Below are 16,738 nucleotides of genomic sequence, written 5' to 3' on the forward strand. Positions count from 1 at the left end.
GGCCGGATAGCGGATCCGGGTGACGCGCGGGAGATCTGCGTCCGGCGTCACGTCCGGCCGTGGTAGCGTTCGCCCCGGTTGCAGTCGTGTCTTCCTCGATCGTTGAGACAGCGTGCGTGGAACGTGTGACAGCGGTTCCCCACGTGAGGTCGAGGGTCGTCCCCACACCCGCGTGAGGTGCCCGCGCAACCTCCGGCCTTCGCCATGGAGCCGGATCCGTTCAGTGTGTGGGAGAAAAAAGCTATGCCGCAGGGCACCGTCAAGTGGTTCAACGCCGAGAAGGGCTTCGGCTTCATCGCCACCGACGACAACGGGCCGGACGTCTTCGTCCACTACTCGGCCATCCAGAGCAACGGCTTCCGGACCCTCGAGGAGAACCAGCGCGTCTCCTTCGAGGCCAGCCAGGGCGCCAAGGGCCCGCAGGCCGACTCGGTGACCCCGCTCTGAGCGGCATCTGAGTCTTCCGCTGCCGGCGATCCCCTCGGGGGTCGCCGGCAGCGGCGTTTCTAGAGGTCCTTCAACCAGGCGCAGGTCAGCGCCAGGCCCTCGTCGATCCCGCGCGGCGTGAAGCCGAGTGCGCGGGCGCCCGCGTCGTCGACGTGGACCGGCGGGAACCTGCCGTAGACCTCCGAACGGCGGGCGAAGGTCGACGCGTCGGGCCCGAGCTCGGAGCCCGGCGGGAGCGTGCGGACCCGGTGCGGGGTCCCGAGCATCTCGGCGGCAACGTTCAGCACCCGGCCGAACGGCGCGACCTCGCCGCACACCACGTACCGCCGCCCGGCCTCGCCCCGGTCCAGGGCGAGCAGCACGCCCTCTGCGGCGTCCTCCGCCAGCACCCAGCCGATCGGGGCGTCGACGACCTCGGTGATCTCCCCGCGCGCCAGGAACCGCAGCAGCCCGTTGTAGCTCTGCGGCCCGGCGGGGCTCGGCCCGTAGATGCTGACCGGCACCACGATCGACGCGTCGATCCCCTCCGCGCCGAGCACGAGCGCGTCGGCCTCGGCCTTGGTCCGCGAGTAGGGGTCGGTGAGGACCGGCGGGCCCGACGGCCGCTCGCCCACCAGTCCGGACGCGTCCATCACGGCGGCGCTGCTGCTCACGTGCACGAGCCGGCGCACCCCGGCCCGGAGCATCGCCTCCAGCACGGCCCGGGTCCCGTCGACGTTCACGGCCCGGATCTCCTCGGCCGTGCCGCCGACGACGCCGGCGAGGTGCAGGACCGCGTCGACGCCCTCGAGCGCGGCGTCGAGCGAGCCGGGGCCGTCGAGCCGTCCTACGGCGGTCGGCACGCCCTCGGGCAGCAGGGTGGCGGCCCGGGCGGGGTCACGCACGAGCGCCCGGACCGGCCGGCCGCGCCGGGCCAGCAGGGCGACGAGCGTGCTTCCGAGGAACCCGGTGGCACCGGTGACGAGCAGCATGGCCCCATCATCGCCGTAGGGCCGTTCGCCGTGTGCCCGTGCGCCGATCGGTCGCAACCTCGAACGGAGTAGCCGCCGGTCCCCGGCCGGCGACCGGTCGGCCGCCGACCACCGGTGGGTGACGGACCGGTCGTCGGTGGCGTCGGCCACTCACCTCTATGTCACGTGCGGTCACCGCGAGCGACCGGCTAACACGAACCCGGTGCCCGCCGATGGTGTTGCATGTGATGTGAGCGACGCCCGGAAGGGCGCGCCGGGTCATGGGTGATCGGTACGGAAGAGGAGATGAGCCGGATGTCGTGGTGGGACAGCTACCGGGCCGTCTACGGCGCGGAGCTGCGGGCGGCCGCCGTCGAGTACGTCGAGCACGGGTGGCCGCTGGTGCCGGGCCCGGGCGCGGACGTCCTGCTCGACACGGGCACGGTGCTCGACGTGATCGAGGTGCCCGCCGAGCTCGGCCGGCAGGTGTGCGCCACGCTGCGTGACCGCGGGATGGTCGTCCCGGTCGCCGCGACGCCGCACGACACGTGGTGGTTCCCGATGACCCCGAACCACGAGCTGCCCGCGGAGCTGTCCCTGCACACGGACGTCGTGCTCCACACGGACGGCATCGGGGTGCTGGCCCCGCCCACCGAACGGCCGGACGGCTGGGTCCAGTGGCGGGTGCGCCCCTCGTTCACCGGCTACGAGGTGCCCGCCGCCGCCGTGATCGTCGACGCCGTCCAGGCCGCCGTGCGGCTGCGGTCCGCCGCGGTGCGGCAGCCGGAGACCGTCGCCCGCGCGAGCTAGCCGCTCCCCAGGACCCGGCCGGGTCCGACGGACCACCGTCGGGCCCGGCCGTCGCCATTCCGGGGCAGCCATTCTCAGGTTCGGGCCCGCGCGCCGTTCCGCCGACGGGCACTATGAACCCGTGAGTTCCGACCGTGCCCTCGCCACCGCGCCGTCGCGGCCCGCCGGCGGCAGCAGCATCCCGGCCGGGCTGGGCCTCGGCCCGGAGGCCGAGGCGCAGAAGCGCCGCGACCTGCGGAAGATGAAGCTCGTCGCAACCGGGTTCCTGCTCGGCGCGACGGTCGTCTTCTTCGTCATGCGCTACCTGGAGCTGCACGGCCAGGCGTGGGCGGGCTACGTGCGCGCCGCCGCCGAGGCCGGCATGGTCGGCGCGCTGGCGGACTGGTTCGCGGTCACGGCCCTGTTCAAGCGGCCGCTCGGGCTGCCGATCCCGCACACCGCGATCATCCCGCGCAAGAAGGACACGATCGGCGACAGCCTCGGCGACTTCGTCGGCGAGAACTTCCTGTCCGAGGACGTGGTGCGGGAGAAGCTCGGCCGCGTCGAGGTGTCGTACCGGGTCGGCAGCTGGATCGGGCAGCCGCAGCACGCCGAGCGGATCACCGCCGAGCTGGCCACCGCGGCCCGTGGCCTGGTCACCGTGCTGCGCGACGACGTCGTCCAGGACCTCATCGAGCAGGTCCTGGTCCGCAAGCTGCTGGAGAAGGAGGTCGGGCCGCCGCTCGGCAAGATCCTCGAGGGGATCCTCGACGACGGCGCCCACCGCCACCTGGTCGACCTCGTGTGCGACCGCGCCTACGACTGGGTCACCGCCAACCAGGAGATGGTGCTGCGGGTCGTGCACGACCGCGCCCCCATGTGGACGCCGCGGTTCGTCGACGACCTCGTCGCGGACAAGCTGTTCAACGAGGTCCAGGGCTACGCGTGGGCGGTCAAGACCGACCCGGAGCACCCGCTGCGGCACGCCGTCGACCGCTTCCTCGCCGAGTTCGCCCGGGACCTGCAGAGCGACCCGAAGACGATCGCGCGGGCGGAGCAGGTCAAGCAGCAGATCGTCGACCACCCGGACGTCCAGAAGTTCATCGGGCAGGCCTGGGGCGTGGTCAAGGGCATGATCCTCGACGCCGCGGAGGACCCGTCGAGCGAGCTGCGGGCGCGGGTGCGCGACGGGCTGATCTCGCTCGGCGCCCGGCTGTCCGGCGACGCCGAGCTGCGGGCCCGCCTCGACGGCTGGCTCGCCGACGCCGCGGGTTACGTGGTGCGGCACTACCGGCGCGAGATCACCACGCTGATCACCGACACGGTGGCGCGCTGGGACGCGGAGGAGACCTCCCGCAAGATCGAGCTGCAGGTCGGCCGCGACCTGCAGTTCATCCGGATCAACGGCACGGTCGTCGGTGCCCTGGCCGGCCTGGTGATCTACACCGTGTCCCAGCTGGTCTTCTGACGTCGTGAGTACGGATGGTCGCCGGAGCGACCATCGCCACTCACAAGGTGGTGCCCACGGCCAGGCCCAGGCCCGCGGCGCCCAGCCCGGCCATGACGGAGCCGACGGCGTTGAGCACGGCGAGCAGGCGGCGGCCGTCCCGGGCGAGGCCGACGGTCTCCCAGCCGAAGGTCGAGTAGGTGGTCAGCGCCCCGCAGAACCCGGTGCCGACCAGGGCGGTCACGGCCGGGGAGGTGGCTGCCCCCGCCACCGTCCCGAGCGCGAACGAGCCCACGACGTTGATCGTGAAGGTGCCCCACGGGAAGCCCGTCGCGTGCCGGGACTGCACGAGCCGGTCGGTGAGGTAGCGGGCCGGGGCGCCGACGGCCGCGCCGAGCACCACGAGCAGCGGGATCACCGGCCGAACCTCCGCGCCGCCGCGGCGCCGAGCCAGGTCGCCGCCACGGCCGCGACCAGCGTGCCGGCCAGGTAGGCGACGGCGAGGCCGACGTGCCCGCCCAGCAGGAGGTGCTGGGCGTCGACCGAGAAGGTCGAGAAGGTGGTGAAGCCGCCGAGGACCCCGGTCGCGAGGAACGGCCGCACCAGCGGGTGGGCCGTGCGGAGCTCGGTGACGACCACGAGCAGGACGCCGATCGCGAGGCAGCCGGACACGTTGATGAGGAAGGTCCCCCACGGGAAGGCGCCGGGCGTGGTCGGCAGCCCGAGCCCCACGCCCCAGCGGGCCAGGGCCCCGAGCGCGCCCCCGACGGCGACGGCACCGGTGGCCCGGCCCTGCCCGCGCAGCGGTGCGACGGCCGGCGGGCGGGCCGCGGCTTCCGGCGGAGGGGTGCCGTGCACGTCGACACCCTAGAGGGCGGCCGCCGGCCCTGATCCACGCTCGCTCAGGATCATCGATTCAGATCGTGACGAGGGCCACGCCACCTGCGCAAGCACTGCGCTTGCAGCAGCTAGCACAGCCGCGTACGGTCGGTCGTGTCCGGGGGAGGTGAGCGTATGTCGGACGACAAGCCGTTGATCGACCAGGCCGTGGGTCAGGTGGGTCACGTCGTCGAGAAGACCGTGGACGACATCGGCTCCTACATCCGCTCCCAACGCGAGGCCGCCCAGGTCTCGCTGCGGCAGCTCGCCCGGACGGCCGGCGTCAGCAACCCGTACCTCAGCCAGATCGAGCGCGGGCTGCGCAAACCGTCGGCCGAGATCCTGCAGCAGATCGCGAAGGGGCTGCGGATCTCCGCCGAGGCCCTCTACGTCAAGGCGGGGATCCTCGAGGAGCGGCCTGCCAGCGTCGTCACCGACGCGGTCCTGTCCGACGCCTCCCTCACGGAGCGTCAGAAGCAGGTTCTTCTCGACATCTACCAGTCCTTCCGGCGGGAGAACGACCTACAGGTCGATCCCGACGTCCCGACCGAACAGAGGAAGTGATCACCATGGCCGTGTCGCTGCCGACCGCCGCGGACGTCCGCAAGGTCCGCGAGCAGGCTGCCAAGTCCGCCGCCGAGCAGGCGGGGACCGTCAAGACGCCGCTGCTGGCGGTGCTGGGTGCCGGCGAGTACGCGTACTCGAGCATCCTCGGCGCCTACAGCAACGCCAGGACCGCCGCGACCGCCCAGGCCGAGGCCGCCCAGAAGTTCGCCTCCGAGCTGCCCGGCGAGATCGAGGGCCTGCGCGGCAAGCTGACCACCGAGGAGCTGCGCAAGGTCGTCGAGCTGTGGCGCGTCCGGGCGGAGAAGGCCTACGCCGACCTCGCCCGCCACGGTGAGGGCACCTGGTCCGAGATCCGCCAGCAGCCGCAGGTCAAGCAGGCGTTCACCCAGGTCGAGGAGCTGACCGGCAAGTTCGACGCCCGGGTCGACGCCCTCGTCGACGACGCGCACGACGCCGCCGAGAAAGCCCTCTCGACCCTGACCCGCCAGACCCGTTCGGTCGGCGAGAAGGTCGCCGTCCGCACGCAGAAGGCGGCCGACGAGGTCGCCGAGACCATCACCGAGGTCTCCGCGGACGCGTCGAAGGCCGTCGCGGAGGCGGGCCAGGACGCCGCGAAGGCCGTCGACGAGGCCGGTGACGAGGCCGCCGCCACCACGCGCAGCACCACGCGCCGCGCCGCGACCCGCACCGCCCCGGTGACCGAGCCGGCTCCGACGACCGAGACCGCGCCGCGGAGCGAGACCCCGGCCGCGAAGGCCGCGACCCCGGCGAAGACCTCGCCGAAGGCCGCGACCCGCAAGCCGGCCACCCGGCGCACGGGCCCGGCCAGGTCCGACAGCTGACGCGTCCCGCGTCCCGACGGCCCCGGAGCACCCCGCTCCGGGGCCGTCGGTCTCTGCGGGGACACCGCTCACGGTGTGCGGGTATGTCCTGATCCCGCCGCCGCACGTAGTCTGGACCGGTGAACGTGTTCACCATGCTCGACCGCCTGGTGCTGTGCGTGATCGGCATCGTGGTCGCGGTGTGCTCGGGTTACGCCTTCGTGCACGCCGTCCGCCAGCGTGCCGACGCCTTCCAGGCGGCCAGCAAGCTGACCAAGAACGCCTGGCTGGGCATCACCGGCGCGGCGGCGCTGTTCCTGCTGGTCATTCCCATCTTCGGGGTGATCTCGTCGCCCAGCCTGCTCGGCGTCGTCGCCTCGTTCCAGGGGCTGCGCAGCGAGCTCACGCTGTTCTGGCTGGCCGGCACCGTCGCGATGCTGGTCTACCTGGTCGACGTCAAGCCGGCCGTCGTCGCCGCCTCGCGGGGTGGCAACAGCTGGTGAGCGTGCTCGGCAGCCTGACTCCGCTCCCCGCCGCCGACCACCCCGAACTGCTCGCCGAACCCGTCGTCAAGGCGCTGTCGCGGCTGCCCGACGTGAGCGGCGTGCTGGTCGCGGAGATCGATCCCGACCTGGCCGACACCGCCGCCTTCTGCGAGGCCTATGCCTCCCCGCCCGAGTTCTCGGCGAACTGCGTGGTCGTGTCGGGCAAGCGGTCCGGTGAGGTCCGGTACGCCGCCTGCCTGGTCCTCGCGACCACGCGCGCGGACGTGAACGGCGTGGTCAAGCGCAGGCTGGACGTCCGCAAGGCCTCCTTCGCCCAGATGGACGAGGCCGTGGAGCTCACCGGCATGGAGTACGGCGGCATCACCCCGCTCGGCCTGCCCGACGGCTGGCCGCTCCTGATCGCGCCCGAGGTCGCCGCGGCCGAGGCCGTGGTCGTGGGCAGCGGGATCCGGGGCTCCAAGCTCGCCGTCCCGGGTGTCGTGCTCACCGCACTCCCCGGTGCCGAGGTCGTGGAGGACCTGGCCCGGCCGGCCTGAGTCATCCTCGCTCAAGGTTCCTGCGTTCACTCACAGCGGACTTACTTGAACGCTGGAATGAGGCTTGCGGTGTAAGCGTTGACCGGGGCATGACACAGACGCTGAAGCTGCCGGTGCTTCCGCTGACCGACTCGGTGGTGCTGCCCGGCATGGTGGTGCCCGTCCGGCTCGACGCTCCGGAGGTTCAGGCCGCGGTCGACGCCGCGGAGGGCAAGAAGGTCCTCGTCGTCCCCCGCCTCGACGGGAAGTACGCCGCGATCGGTGTGGTCGCGGTCCTGGAACAGATCGGCAGGCTCCCGAACGGGGACCGGGCCGCGGTGGTCCGCGGTGAGACGCGGGCCCGCATCGGCTCGGGCGTGACCGGCCCGGGCTCGGCCCTGTGGGTCGAGGCCGAGACGGTCGGCGAGTCGCCCGTGACCGGCCGGACCCAGGAGCTGGCCAAGGAGTACAAGGCCCTGGTCGTCGGGATCCTGCAGCAGCGCAACGCCTGGCAGGTGATCGACTCCGTCCAGCAGACGACGGACCCGGGGCAGCTGGCCGACCTGGCCGGCTGGGCGAGCTGGCTCGACAACTCCCACAAGCTGGAGCTGCTCGCCGAGACCGACGTGACCCGCCGGCTGGAGAAGCTCCTCGAGTGGACGAAGGAGCACGTCGCCGAGCAGGAGGTCACCGAGAAGATCTCGAACGACGTCCGCGAGGGCATGGAGAAGCAGCAGCGCGAGTTCCTGCTGCGCCAGCAGCTCGCCGCGATCCGCAAGGAGCTCGGTGAAGGCGACCCCGAGGGCGAGGACGACTACCGTGCCCGCGTCGAGGCCGCCGACCTGCCCGAGCACGTCCGCAAGGCCGCGCTGACCGAGGTCGGCAAGCTGGAGCGGGCGTCGGACCAGAGCCCGGAGTCGGGCTGGATCCGCACCTGGCTGGACACGATCCTCGACATGCCGTGGAACGAGACCACCGTCGACACCGACGACCTGGTCGAGGCCCGGCGGATCCTGGACGCCGACCACGCCGGCCTCGACGACGTCAAGGAGCGGCTGGTCGAGTTCCTCGCCGTCCGCTCGCGGCGCAACCGCAAGGGCCTGGACACCGTCGGCGGCCGCGGCTCGGGTGCCGTGCTGGCGCTCGTCGGGCCGCCCGGCGTCGGCAAGACCTCGCTGGGTGAGTCCGTGGCCCGCGCGCTCGGCCGCAAGTTCGTCCGGGTCGCCCTGGGCGGCGTGCGCGACGAGGCGGAGATCCGCGGCCACCGGCGCACCTACGTCGGCGCGCTGCCCGGCCGCATCGTCCGCGCGATCCGCGAGGCCGGCACGATGAACCCCGTCGTGCTGCTCGACGAGATCGACAAGGTCGGCAGCGACTACCGCGGCGACCCGTCCGCGGCCCTGCTCGAGGTGCTCGACCCGGCGCAGAACCACACGTTCCGCGACCACTACCTCGAAGTGGACCTGGACCTGTCGAACGTGCTGTTCCTCGCGACCGCGAACGTCGGCGAGGCCATCCCGGGCCCGCTGGCGGACCGCATGGAGGTCGTGACGCTCGACGGGTACACCGAGCAGGAGAAGATCGCGATCGCCCGCGACCACCTGCTGCCGCGGCAGGTCGAGAAGGCCGGCCTGGAGCCGACGGACGTCGAGTTCTCCGAGGTCGCGCTGGGCATGATCGCCGCCGAGTACACCCGCGAGGCAGGCGTGCGGCAGCTGGAGCGGGGCCTGGCCAAGGTCCTGCGGAAGGCCGCCGTCGGGCTCGACTCGGGGCAGGAGGCGCCGATCCACGTCGACGCCGACACCCTGGTCAAGTACCTGGGCCGGCCGAAGTTCACCCCGGAGTCGGCGGAGCGCACCTCCGTCCCGGGCGTGGCGACCGGCCTGGCGGTGACCGGTGCGGGCGGCGACGTCCTGTTCATCGAGGCCACTAAGATGGACGGCGACCCCGGCCTGACGATCACCGGCCAGCTCGGTGAGGTCATGACCGAGTCGGTGTCGATCGCCCTGTCCTACCTGCGCTCGCGCGGGCTGGCGGGGGACCTGGCGTCGAAGAAGCTGCACGTGCACGTCCCCGCGGGTGCGGTCCCGAAGGACGGCCCCTCGGCCGGCGTCACGATGACGACGGCGCTGGCGTCGCTCGCCTCTGGACGTCCGGTGCGGTCGTCGGTCGGCATGACCGGCGAGGTCACGCTGCAGGGCAAGGTGCTCCCGATCGGCGGGGTCAAGCAGAAGCTGCTGGCCGCCCACCGGGCGGGCCTGACCGACGTGATCATCCCGAAGCGCAACGAGCCCGACCTCGACGACCTGCCGGAGTCGGTCCGCGGTGAGCTCCGGGTGCACCCGGTCGCCGACGTGAGCGAGGTCCTCGAGATCGCGCTCGAGCCGGTGGAGCAGCGCACCGCCGCCTGACCTGCACGAACCTGGACGGCGCCCCTCGACGAGGGGCGCCGTCCGGCGTTCTCGGTATCTGTGATCGTCCTCACACGCTCTTCCTCGGGCGGGAGTTCCGACACCGAGGAGGGCGAATGACGAGCACAGCACGGTACGACGTCGAGGCGCTGCGGGCCCGGATGGGCGGGAGCGTCCTGCTGCCCGGGGACGAGGGGTATGACGAGGCCCGGTCGGTGTGGAACGGCGAGATCGACAAGCGGCCCGCGGTGATCGCGCGCTGCGCCGGCCCCGACGACGTCGCCGCGGCGCTCCGGTACGCCCGCGAGGAGGGCCTCGAGGTGGCCGTGCGCGGGGGCGGGCACGGGTACTGGGGCGCGGCCGTGCCCGAGCGCGGGCTGATGATCGACCTGAGCCCGCTCGACTCCGTGGTCGTCGATCCGGAGGCCCGGCGGGCCCGCTGCGGCGGGGGCGCGAAGCTGGCGCAGCTCGACGCCGCCACCCAGGCCCACGGCCTCGCCACGCCGGCCGGGACGGTGAGCCACACCGGCGTCGGCGGGCTCACGCTCGGCGGCGGGTTCGGGTGGCTGTCCCGGCTGCACGGCCTCTCGATCGACAACCTCGAGTCGGCCGAGGTCGTCCTGGCCGACGGCCGGTGCGTGCGGGCGAGCGCGGCCGAGCACCCGGACCTGTTCTGGGCGATCCGCGGGGGCGGCGGCAACTTCGGCGTGGTGACCGAGTTCGAGTTCCGGCTGCACCCGGTCGGGCCGATGGTCCACCTGGGCCTGCTGTTCGTGGAGCAGGAGCGGGCGGTGCACGCCCTGCGGACGGCGCGGGACTGGTTCGACGGGATACCCGAGGGGATCAGCCCGGCCGTCGCATGCATCTCGGCCCCGCCGATGCCGACCGTCCCGCAGGAGCACCACTTCCGGCGCGGTGTCGGCGTGATCGTCGTCGGCTTCGGTAGCGCGGAGGAGCACGCGGCCGCGGTCGTACCGCTGCGGGAGGCACTCGACCCGCTGTTCGAGGTGCTCACGCCCATCCCGTACGTCGGTCTGCAGCAGATGCTCGACGAGGCGTCGCCCTGGGGAATCCACTCCTACACGAAGGGCCTGTACCTCGACGCGATGCCGGACGAGGTCGTCGAGACCCTGGCCGAGCGGCTGCCCGGCATGACATCGCCGATGTCCGAGGTGCTGATCTTCCCGTTCGGCGGTGCGTACGCCGAGGTCGGCGACGACGACACGGCGTTCGGCGGCAGCCGAGGGCTCCGCTACGTCGTCGCCATCGAGGCGATCGCGCCGGACTCCGAGACCATGGCGATCGACCGCACGTGGGTGCGCGACACCTGGGACGCCCTGCGTCCCGCCGCCGTCGGCTCGGGCTCCTACGTGAACCTCATGGCGGAGACCCCGGAGGACGCCCTTCGCTCGGCCTACGGCGCGCGGAAGTTCGAGCGGCTCGCGCAGATCAAGGCGAAGTACGACCCGGGCAACGTCTTCCACGTCAACGCGAACATCAAGCCCGCCTGACCCGCGCGGACGGCGCCCTTCTCCCCGAGGGCGCCGTTCTCGGGGGGAGGAAGTACGTAGAACTACGTATGGCGTACGAGTGACCGGGGTCACAGCCTCTGTCCTTCGACGTCGAGGAGGGGCGATGACGAGCACGGCACGGTACGACGCGACAGAACTGCGCGCGGCGTTGACGGGGCAGTTGATCGAACCGACGGACGGGCGTTACGACGAGGCGCGGAAGGTCTTCAACGCCGACATCGACCGGAGGCCCGCGCTGATCGCGCAATGCGCCTCGTCCGGTGATGTGGCAGCGGCGGTTGAGTTCGCCCGACGCAACGGGCTCGAGATCGCGGTACGCAGCGGGGCGCACAGCATGAGCGGAGCATCGACCGTCGAGGACGGGCTCGTCATCGACCTGAGTGCGATGCGCGGTGTCACCGTGGACCCGGCGAAATGGGTCGCCCGGGTTCAGGGCGGTGCCTTGAACTCCGACATGGACGCCGCGACACAGGCACACGGTCTGGCGGTCACAGCAGGGATGGTGGGGCACACGGGCCTCGGCGGCCTGACGCTCGGCGGAGGTATGGGCTGGTTGTCCCGCAAGGCCGGCCTCACGATCGACAACCTTCTGTCCGCGGAGATCGTCGTGGCCGACGGCCGTGTCCTGAGGATCTCCGAGACGGAGCACCCTGATCTGTTCTGGGCCGTTCGCGGCGGTGGAGGCAACTTCGGGGTGGTGACGGAGTTCGAGCTGCGCCTCACCGAGGTCGGCCCCACGGTGCAGTTCGGGCTGCTCCTGTGGCCGCTCGAACGCGGTGTCGAGGCGTTGCAGGCGCTGCGGACGGTGGTCGGTGATCTCCCTCCGAACGTCAACGCCATGATCGCAGGCGCCGACGCGCCGCCCGCGCCCTTCGTCCCGGAGGAGCACCATCTCCTCCCCTGTCTCGGAGTGATCCTGGTCGGCTTCGGGACGGACGACGAGTTCGAGGGGGTCGCGGAACGCATCCGTTCGCAGAGCCGCCCGCTGATCGACGCGACGATGCCTCTGCCCTACACGGCTGTGCAGACCCTCTTCGACGAGGCGAACCCGTGGGGCAATCACTACTACGACAAGTCCTGCTACCTGCCCGACTTCACGGACGAGGTCATCGAGGTGGTGGTCGAGCACTTCGCACGCAAGCAGTCCCCGCTCTCGGTCATGCTCACGTACCGCCTGGACGCGGCGTACTGCGAGCCGGAGGAGGACGCGACCGCGTTCAGCGGAGGTCGGTCGCCGAGGTACATCGTCTTCCTCATCGCGAACGCGGCCGAGCCGTCGCTCCTCCCGGCCGAGCGGGAGTGGGTGCGCGGGTTCTGGGAGGCCCTCCGCCCTATGTCGATGGGCTCCGGAACCTACGTCAACGGGATAACGGAGTACGACGAGGACCGGGTTCTCGCGAGTTACGGCACCGCCAAGTACGCGCGGCTCGCAGCGATCAAGAGCCAGTACGACCCGGGGAACCTCTTCCACCGGAACGTCAACGTCAAGCCCGCCTGACCCGTACAGGAACGAACGGCGCTCTCGCTCACAAGGTGTGAGCGAGAGCGCCGTTCGGACAGCTACCGGAAGACGACGGTCTTGTTGCCGTGCACCAGGACGCGGTCCTCGAGGTGCCAGCGGAAGCCCCGGGCGAGGACCAGGCGCTCGGCGTCCCGGCCCCGGCGGACCATGTCGGAGACGGTGTCGCCGTGGTCGACCCGGATGACGTCCTGCTCGATGATCGGGCCGGCGTCGAGGTCGGCCGTGGCGTAGTGGCAGGTGGCGCCGATCAGCTTCACGCCCCGCGCGTGCGCCTGGTGGTACGGGCGCGCGCCGGCGAAGGACGGCAGGAAGCTGTGGTGGATGTTGATCGCACGGCCCGCCCACTCCTCGCACAGGTGCGCGGGCAGGATCTGCATGAACCGGGCGAGCACGATGGCGTCGGGCTCGTGGGCGTCGACGATCTGGCGGACCTTCTCGAACGACTCCACCTTGCCCTGCTCGCGCTTCGGGTCGCGCGGCCCGGGGAAGGGCACGTGGTGGAACGGGATGCCGTGCGCCTCGACCAGCGGCGCGAGGTCCTCGTGGTTGCCGACGACGGCGTCCAGCGTGACCGGCAGCTCGCCGGCGGCGACGCGGCCGAGCAGGTCGTGCAGGCAGTGCGCCTCGCGCGTGACGAGCAGGACGGCGTGCTTGGGCACGCCGCTGTCCGTGACCCGCCACGTGGCCTCGGGCCCGAACTCCTCGGCGATCGCCGCGAACCGGGCGCGGAGCTCGTCGACGTCGAACGGCACCGACGACGCCCGCACGGCCTGGCGCGTGAAGAACCAGCCCTCCTCCGCGTCGGCGTGGTAGGCGGCCTCGACGATCCAGGCGCCCGTCTCGGCGAGGAAGCCGGCGATCCGCGCGACGATGCCCGTGCGGTCGGGGCAGCTGAAGGTGATGACGTAGCGGCGGTCGGCTTCCGGTTGCACGACGACAAGGGTGCCATCGCGAACGACACGTCCCACGTGGGGTGCGCCACGACGGGCCCCGACGCACGATCGCCCTCGTGACGACACAGGGTCGGCAGCGGGCTGTCGTCGGGACGAGCGTCTACGGCTCCGGGACGTACTCGAGGATCCGGCCGAGGTCCCGGAACCCGAGCGTCGCGTACAGGCGCTCGGCCATCGGCGTGGCCTGCAGGCTCGAGGTTCGGCGGCCGCGGTCGCGCGCCTCGTGCAGGAGCAGGGCCGTGACCGCGGTGCCCAGGCCGCGGCGGCGGGCGTGGGCCAGCGTCCCGACGTTGTAGATGCCGCAGTCGCCGCAATGGTCGTACGCCATCGCGGCGGCGGCCGCCTCCGTCCCGAGCCGCGCGACGACGACGTGGAACGCGGCGTGGTCGGCATCGGCCAGCAGGTCCGCCGGCACCTCGATCACGCGCAGGTACTCCGCCCAGTCCGGTGCGGCCACGTCCAGCGCCGGGCGGGGGACCCGGAGCTCGTCGAGGGACAGGCCCATCGCCCGGGTGGTCTCGTCGAGCGTGTAGCCGCGCTGCTCGAGGTCGGCGCGCATCGCGAGGTCGTCCTCGTGCACCCAGGCCGCGAACCGGGTGATCCCGGCGGCGGCGTAGGCCTCCTCCATGGCGTCGAGCGCCGCCGCGCGCTCCGGCCGGAGGAGGCCGCCGACCAGCACCGCGTTGTTGTAGACCCCGCGCTCGGGCCCGTGCGGGAAGACCGCCGCGGCGACGCCCGGGAGGCGGTGCACGGCGGCGTCCCGCGCTCCGCGGGCGTACTCCTCCCACGCCGCGAGCAGGGTCGCCGTGCCGCGGGCGTACAGGTCGGCGTCGGTCTCCCCGCCGTGCGTCCCTTCCCGCAGCACCATGTCGGCAGGCTCGCCCGCGGCGCACCCGCCGCGCAACGGAGTTAGCCGCGCCCCACCAGGTCGACCCGCCCGCGCACCGCGGCGGCCTCGACGAACCGGGCGACCACGTCGTGCACGAGGTCGCGGTCGTGCTCGTTGAGCACGTCGTGCAGGTCCCCGGGGAAGGTGCGGACGGTGGCGTCCGGCAGCCGGGCGGCGATCTCGTGCGTGTCCTGCACCGGCACCACCGGATCCGCCTCGCCGTGCACCATGAGAACGGGTACCGCGGGGCGGCCGTCGGCGAGCCCCGCGGCGATCTCCGGCCAGGTGGCCCTGAGCGCGAGGAGGGTTTCCCGCCGGAAGCCACCCTTCCAGGTCAGCGGGTCGTGCAGCAGGGCGTGCACGTACTCCGGGTGCGTGCTCAGGAACTCCGTGGGCTCCCCCTCGCCGGTCTCGTCGGCCCCGGTCGCCAGCTCGGCGTCGACCCACTCGAGCGGGCGCATCGGTCCGGCCGAGAGGACGAGCGCGTCGGCGGCGTCGGGGTCGCGCAGCCCCAGCAGCATCGTGGTCACCGCCCCGCCCGAATGCCCGACGACGACCACGGGTGACCCGGGGTGTTGCGCGCGGGCGATCCCGACCAGGGTGCGCGCGTCGTCGACCAGGTCGTCCCAGGAGGGGATCACCGCCCGCTCCCCGTCGCTGCGCCCGTGCCCGACCGCGTCGAGGGCGTGGACGGCGTGCCCGTCGGCGACGAGCCGGCGGGCCAGCGGGTCGTAGAGACCGAGGTGCTCGCCGTACCCGTGCAGCACGACGACGGCGCAGCGCGCCTCGCCCGCGGGCAGCCGACTGTCGTGGAAGATCCGGCCGTGACGGCCGTCGAAGGTAGCCATGACGGCAGCGTGCGCGGCGGGCCTGTCAGCCGGGTCTCATCGACCTGGCACCCGGCGGTCAGATCCGGGAGAGCGTGTACTCCGTCTCCATCTCCAGCAGGTGGTGGATCTGCTGGGCGACCGACTCCTCGATCTTGCCGCCGATGATCGGGACCTTGACCGTGACGTCGACCTTCACGACCAGCTCGGAGCCCTCGCCCTTCGGGGTGAGCCGCATGGTGCCCTGCGCGCCCGCGGGCATGCCGGGCAGCTCGACCCCGACGGTGCCGTCGTAGCCGTCGCCGGAGCGGGTCCAGCTCTCGTCCCGCTCGATGGTGATGCCGCGCGACCCGACGAAGGACTTCACCACCCCGGGCAGGTCCTTCTCGTCGATGCCGTGCCGGATCCGGTACTTGGCGCCGTTCTCGTCGCCGGTGTACTCGAGGATCGCCGCGCCCGGGCCGCCCATCGTGGCGAGCCGGTCGCTGAGGATCTCGCGGTCGACCATGGTGGCGTACACCCGGTCGACCGGGTGGGGGCTCGTGGCACGGAACTCCGTCGGGCGGGACACGGCCGGGAGGCTACCCCGCCCGCTACCGTGGCGCCCTGTGCAGACCTCCCCCGCGCAGGACGAGCAGACCGGCCCGGTCCACGTCGGCGCGCCGCTCGCCCCGCTGACGACCCTGCGCCTCGGCGGTCCCGCCGCGCGGCTGATCGAGGCGCCCGACGCCGGGACCGCGGTGGACGCTGTCCGCGCGGCCGACGAGTCCGGCGAGCCGTTGCTGCTGCTCGGCGGCGGGTCCAACGTCGTCGTGGCCGACGAGGGGTTCACGGGCACCGTCGTGCGGATGACCGGGGGCGGGACCGCGCTCGAGCGGCGCCCGGACGGGTCGGTGCTGCTCACGGCGGAGGCGGGGGAGGACTGGGACGCGGTCGTGGCCGCGACCGTCGCCGAGGGCCTGGGCGGGCTGGAGTGCCTGTCCGGCATCCCGGGCCTGACCGGCGCCACCCCGGTGCAGAACGTCGGCGCGTACGGCGTGGAGGTCTCCGCGCTGCTCGTCGACGTCGACCTCTACGACCGGCGGACGGGTACGGTCCGCACCCACGTCCCGGCCGCCGAGCTGGGCCTCGGCTACCGCACCAGCGTCCTCAAGAACACCGACGCCGCGGTCGTGCTGCGGGTGCGGTTCGCGCTGCCCGGCGGCGGGGCCAGCATGCCGATCGCCTACACCGAGCTCGCCCGCACGCTCGGCGTGGACCCCGGCTCCACGGTGCCCGCCGAGGTGGCGCGCGAGGCCGTCCTGGAGCTGCGCCGCGGCAAGGGCATGGTGCTCGACGCCGCCGACCACGACACCTGGAGCGCCGGCTCCTTCTTCACCAACCCGATCGTCGACGACGCCGTGGTGCCGGACCCGGCGATGCCGCGCTGGCCGGCGGGGGAGGGCCGCACGAAGCTGCCCGCCGCCTGGCTGATCCAGCACGCGGGTTTCGCCCCCGGCCACGAGGGCCCGGGCGGCCGCGTCGGGCTGTCGACGCGGCACGTCCTGGCCCTGACCAACCGCGGCGCGGGCAGCACCGGGGACCTGCTGGCGCTCGCTCGCGAGGTGCGGACCGGGGTGCTCGACAGGTTCGGGATCGCGCTGCACCCGGAGCCGGTCCTCGTGGGCTGCACCCTGTGACCGA

18 protein-coding genes are annotated in these 16,738 nt (G+C 72.7%); 11 read left to right on the forward strand and 7 right to left on the reverse strand.

The features are described from left to right. Window positions 1–243: 243 nt before the first annotated feature. Window positions 244–447, forward strand: coding sequence for a cold-shock protein (locus tag ACQP04_RS03515; RefSeq protein ID WP_037051431.1), 204 nt, complete (start codon window positions 244–246; stop codon window positions 445–447). Window positions 448–506: 59 nt separating this feature from the next. On the opposite strand, the gene ACQP04_RS03520 is transcribed toward ACQP04_RS03515, so the two are convergent. Then, window positions 507–1,418, reverse strand: a complete 912-nt coding sequence (locus ACQP04_RS03520; RefSeq protein WP_433505637.1) for an NAD-dependent epimerase/dehydratase family protein — start codon at window positions 1,416–1,418, stop codon at window positions 507–509. Window positions 1,419–1,703: 285 nt separating this feature from the next. Between ACQP04_RS03520 and ACQP04_RS03525 the strand changes: the two genes are divergently transcribed. Both ACQP04_RS03525 and ACQP04_RS03530 read left to right on the forward strand, forming a co-directional pair. Then, window positions 1,704–2,207, forward strand: a complete 504-nt coding sequence (locus ACQP04_RS03525) for a hypothetical protein (RefSeq protein ID WP_433505638.1) — start codon at window positions 1,704–1,706, stop codon at window positions 2,205–2,207. A gap of 241 nt (window positions 2,208–2,448) precedes the next feature. Then, a complete protein-coding gene (locus tag ACQP04_RS03530; protein ID WP_433508289.1) occupies window positions 2,449–3,654 on the forward strand; it encodes a DUF445 domain-containing protein in 1,206 nt (401 codons plus the stop codon). 40 nt (window positions 3,655–3,694) lie between these two features. On the opposite strand, the gene crcB (ACQP04_RS03535) is transcribed toward ACQP04_RS03530, so the two are convergent. Next, window positions 3,695–4,051, reverse strand: a complete 357-nt coding sequence (gene crcB, locus ACQP04_RS03535; RefSeq protein WP_433505639.1) for a fluoride efflux transporter CrcB — start codon at window positions 4,049–4,051, stop codon at window positions 3,695–3,697. After that, a complete protein-coding gene (crcB, locus tag ACQP04_RS03540; RefSeq protein ID WP_433505640.1) occupies window positions 4,048–4,491 on the reverse strand; it encodes a fluoride efflux transporter CrcB in 444 nt (147 codons plus the stop codon). Before crcB (ACQP04_RS03540) ends, crcB (ACQP04_RS03535) begins: the two co-directional genes overlap by 4 nt. A 156-nt stretch (window positions 4,492–4,647) precedes the next feature. Here crcB (ACQP04_RS03540) and ACQP04_RS03545 point away from each other — a divergent pair, with 156 nt between their 5' ends. From ACQP04_RS03545 to ACQP04_RS03575, 7 genes are all read left to right on the forward strand, one after another. After that, a complete protein-coding gene (locus tag ACQP04_RS03545) occupies window positions 4,648–5,076 on the forward strand; it encodes a helix-turn-helix domain-containing protein (RefSeq protein ID WP_358212236.1) in 429 nt (142 codons plus the stop codon). Window positions 5,077–5,081: 5 nt separating this feature from the next. Further along, window positions 5,082–5,921 carry a hypothetical protein gene (locus ACQP04_RS03550; protein ID WP_433505641.1) on the forward strand — a complete coding sequence of 280 codons (840 nt, stop codon included), beginning with the start codon at window positions 5,082–5,084 and terminating at the stop codon, window positions 5,919–5,921. Between the two features lie 134 nt (window positions 5,922–6,055). Further along, complete coding sequence (locus tag ACQP04_RS03555) at window positions 6,056–6,403, forward strand: DUF2516 family protein (RefSeq protein ID WP_063739861.1); 348 nt, start codon at window positions 6,056–6,058, stop codon at window positions 6,401–6,403. Continuing rightward, window positions 6,400–6,942 carry a YbaK/EbsC family protein gene (locus ACQP04_RS03560; protein WP_433505642.1) on the forward strand — a complete coding sequence of 181 codons (543 nt, stop codon included), beginning with the start codon at window positions 6,400–6,402 and terminating at the stop codon, window positions 6,940–6,942. The genes ACQP04_RS03555 and ACQP04_RS03560 overlap by 4 nt, the downstream gene beginning before the upstream one ends. A gap of 89 nt (window positions 6,943–7,031) precedes the next feature. Next, on the forward strand, window positions 7,032–9,332 hold the full coding sequence (gene lon, locus ACQP04_RS03565) for an endopeptidase La (protein WP_433505643.1): 2,301 nt from the start codon (window positions 7,032–7,034) through the stop codon (window positions 9,330–9,332). 116 nt (window positions 9,333–9,448) lie between these two features. Beyond that, a complete protein-coding gene (locus ACQP04_RS03570; RefSeq protein ID WP_433505644.1) occupies window positions 9,449–10,843 on the forward strand; it encodes an FAD-binding oxidoreductase in 1,395 nt (464 codons plus the stop codon). A 124-nt stretch (window positions 10,844–10,967) separates the two neighbouring features. Further along, window positions 10,968–12,362 (forward strand): FAD-binding oxidoreductase, encoded by a 1,395-nt coding sequence (locus ACQP04_RS03575; protein WP_433505645.1) that lies wholly within the window; start codon window positions 10,968–10,970, stop codon window positions 12,360–12,362. A gap of 62 nt (window positions 12,363–12,424) precedes the next feature. Here ACQP04_RS03575 and purU read toward each other — a convergent pair whose 3' ends face one another. From purU to ACQP04_RS03595, 4 genes are all read right to left on the reverse strand, one after another. Beyond that, window positions 12,425–13,318 carry a formyltetrahydrofolate deformylase gene (gene purU, locus ACQP04_RS03580; RefSeq protein ID WP_433505646.1) on the reverse strand — a complete coding sequence of 298 codons (894 nt, stop codon included), beginning with the start codon at window positions 13,316–13,318 and terminating at the stop codon, window positions 12,425–12,427. Window positions 13,319–13,439: 121 nt separating this feature from the next. After that, window positions 13,440–14,207 carry a GNAT family N-acetyltransferase gene (locus ACQP04_RS03585; RefSeq protein ID WP_433505647.1) on the reverse strand — a complete coding sequence of 256 codons (768 nt, stop codon included), beginning with the start codon at window positions 14,205–14,207 and terminating at the stop codon, window positions 13,440–13,442. Window positions 14,208–14,248: 41 nt separating this feature from the next. Beyond that, the gene (locus tag ACQP04_RS03590; protein WP_433505648.1) at window positions 14,249–15,076 is read right to left on the reverse strand and encodes an alpha/beta fold hydrolase; all 828 of its coding nucleotides are present in this window, start codon (window positions 15,074–15,076) and stop codon (window positions 14,249–14,251) included. A 58-nt stretch (window positions 15,077–15,134) separates the two neighbouring features. After that, complete coding sequence (locus ACQP04_RS03595) at window positions 15,135–15,626, reverse strand: DUF2505 domain-containing protein (protein ID WP_433505649.1); 492 nt, start codon at window positions 15,624–15,626, stop codon at window positions 15,135–15,137. 37 nt (window positions 15,627–15,663) lie between these two features. Here ACQP04_RS03595 and ACQP04_RS03600 point away from each other — a divergent pair, with 37 nt between their 5' ends. Further along, the gene (locus ACQP04_RS03600; protein WP_433505650.1) at window positions 15,664–16,734 is read left to right on the forward strand and encodes a UDP-N-acetylmuramate dehydrogenase; all 1,071 of its coding nucleotides are present in this window, start codon (window positions 15,664–15,666) and stop codon (window positions 16,732–16,734) included. The last annotated feature ends 4 nt before the right edge of the window (window positions 16,735–16,738 follow it).

The organism is Pseudonocardia halophobica (genome assembly GCF_050948485.1).
Taxonomy (GTDB): Bacteria; Actinomycetota; Actinomycetes; order Mycobacteriales; family Pseudonocardiaceae; genus Pseudonocardia; species Pseudonocardia halophobica.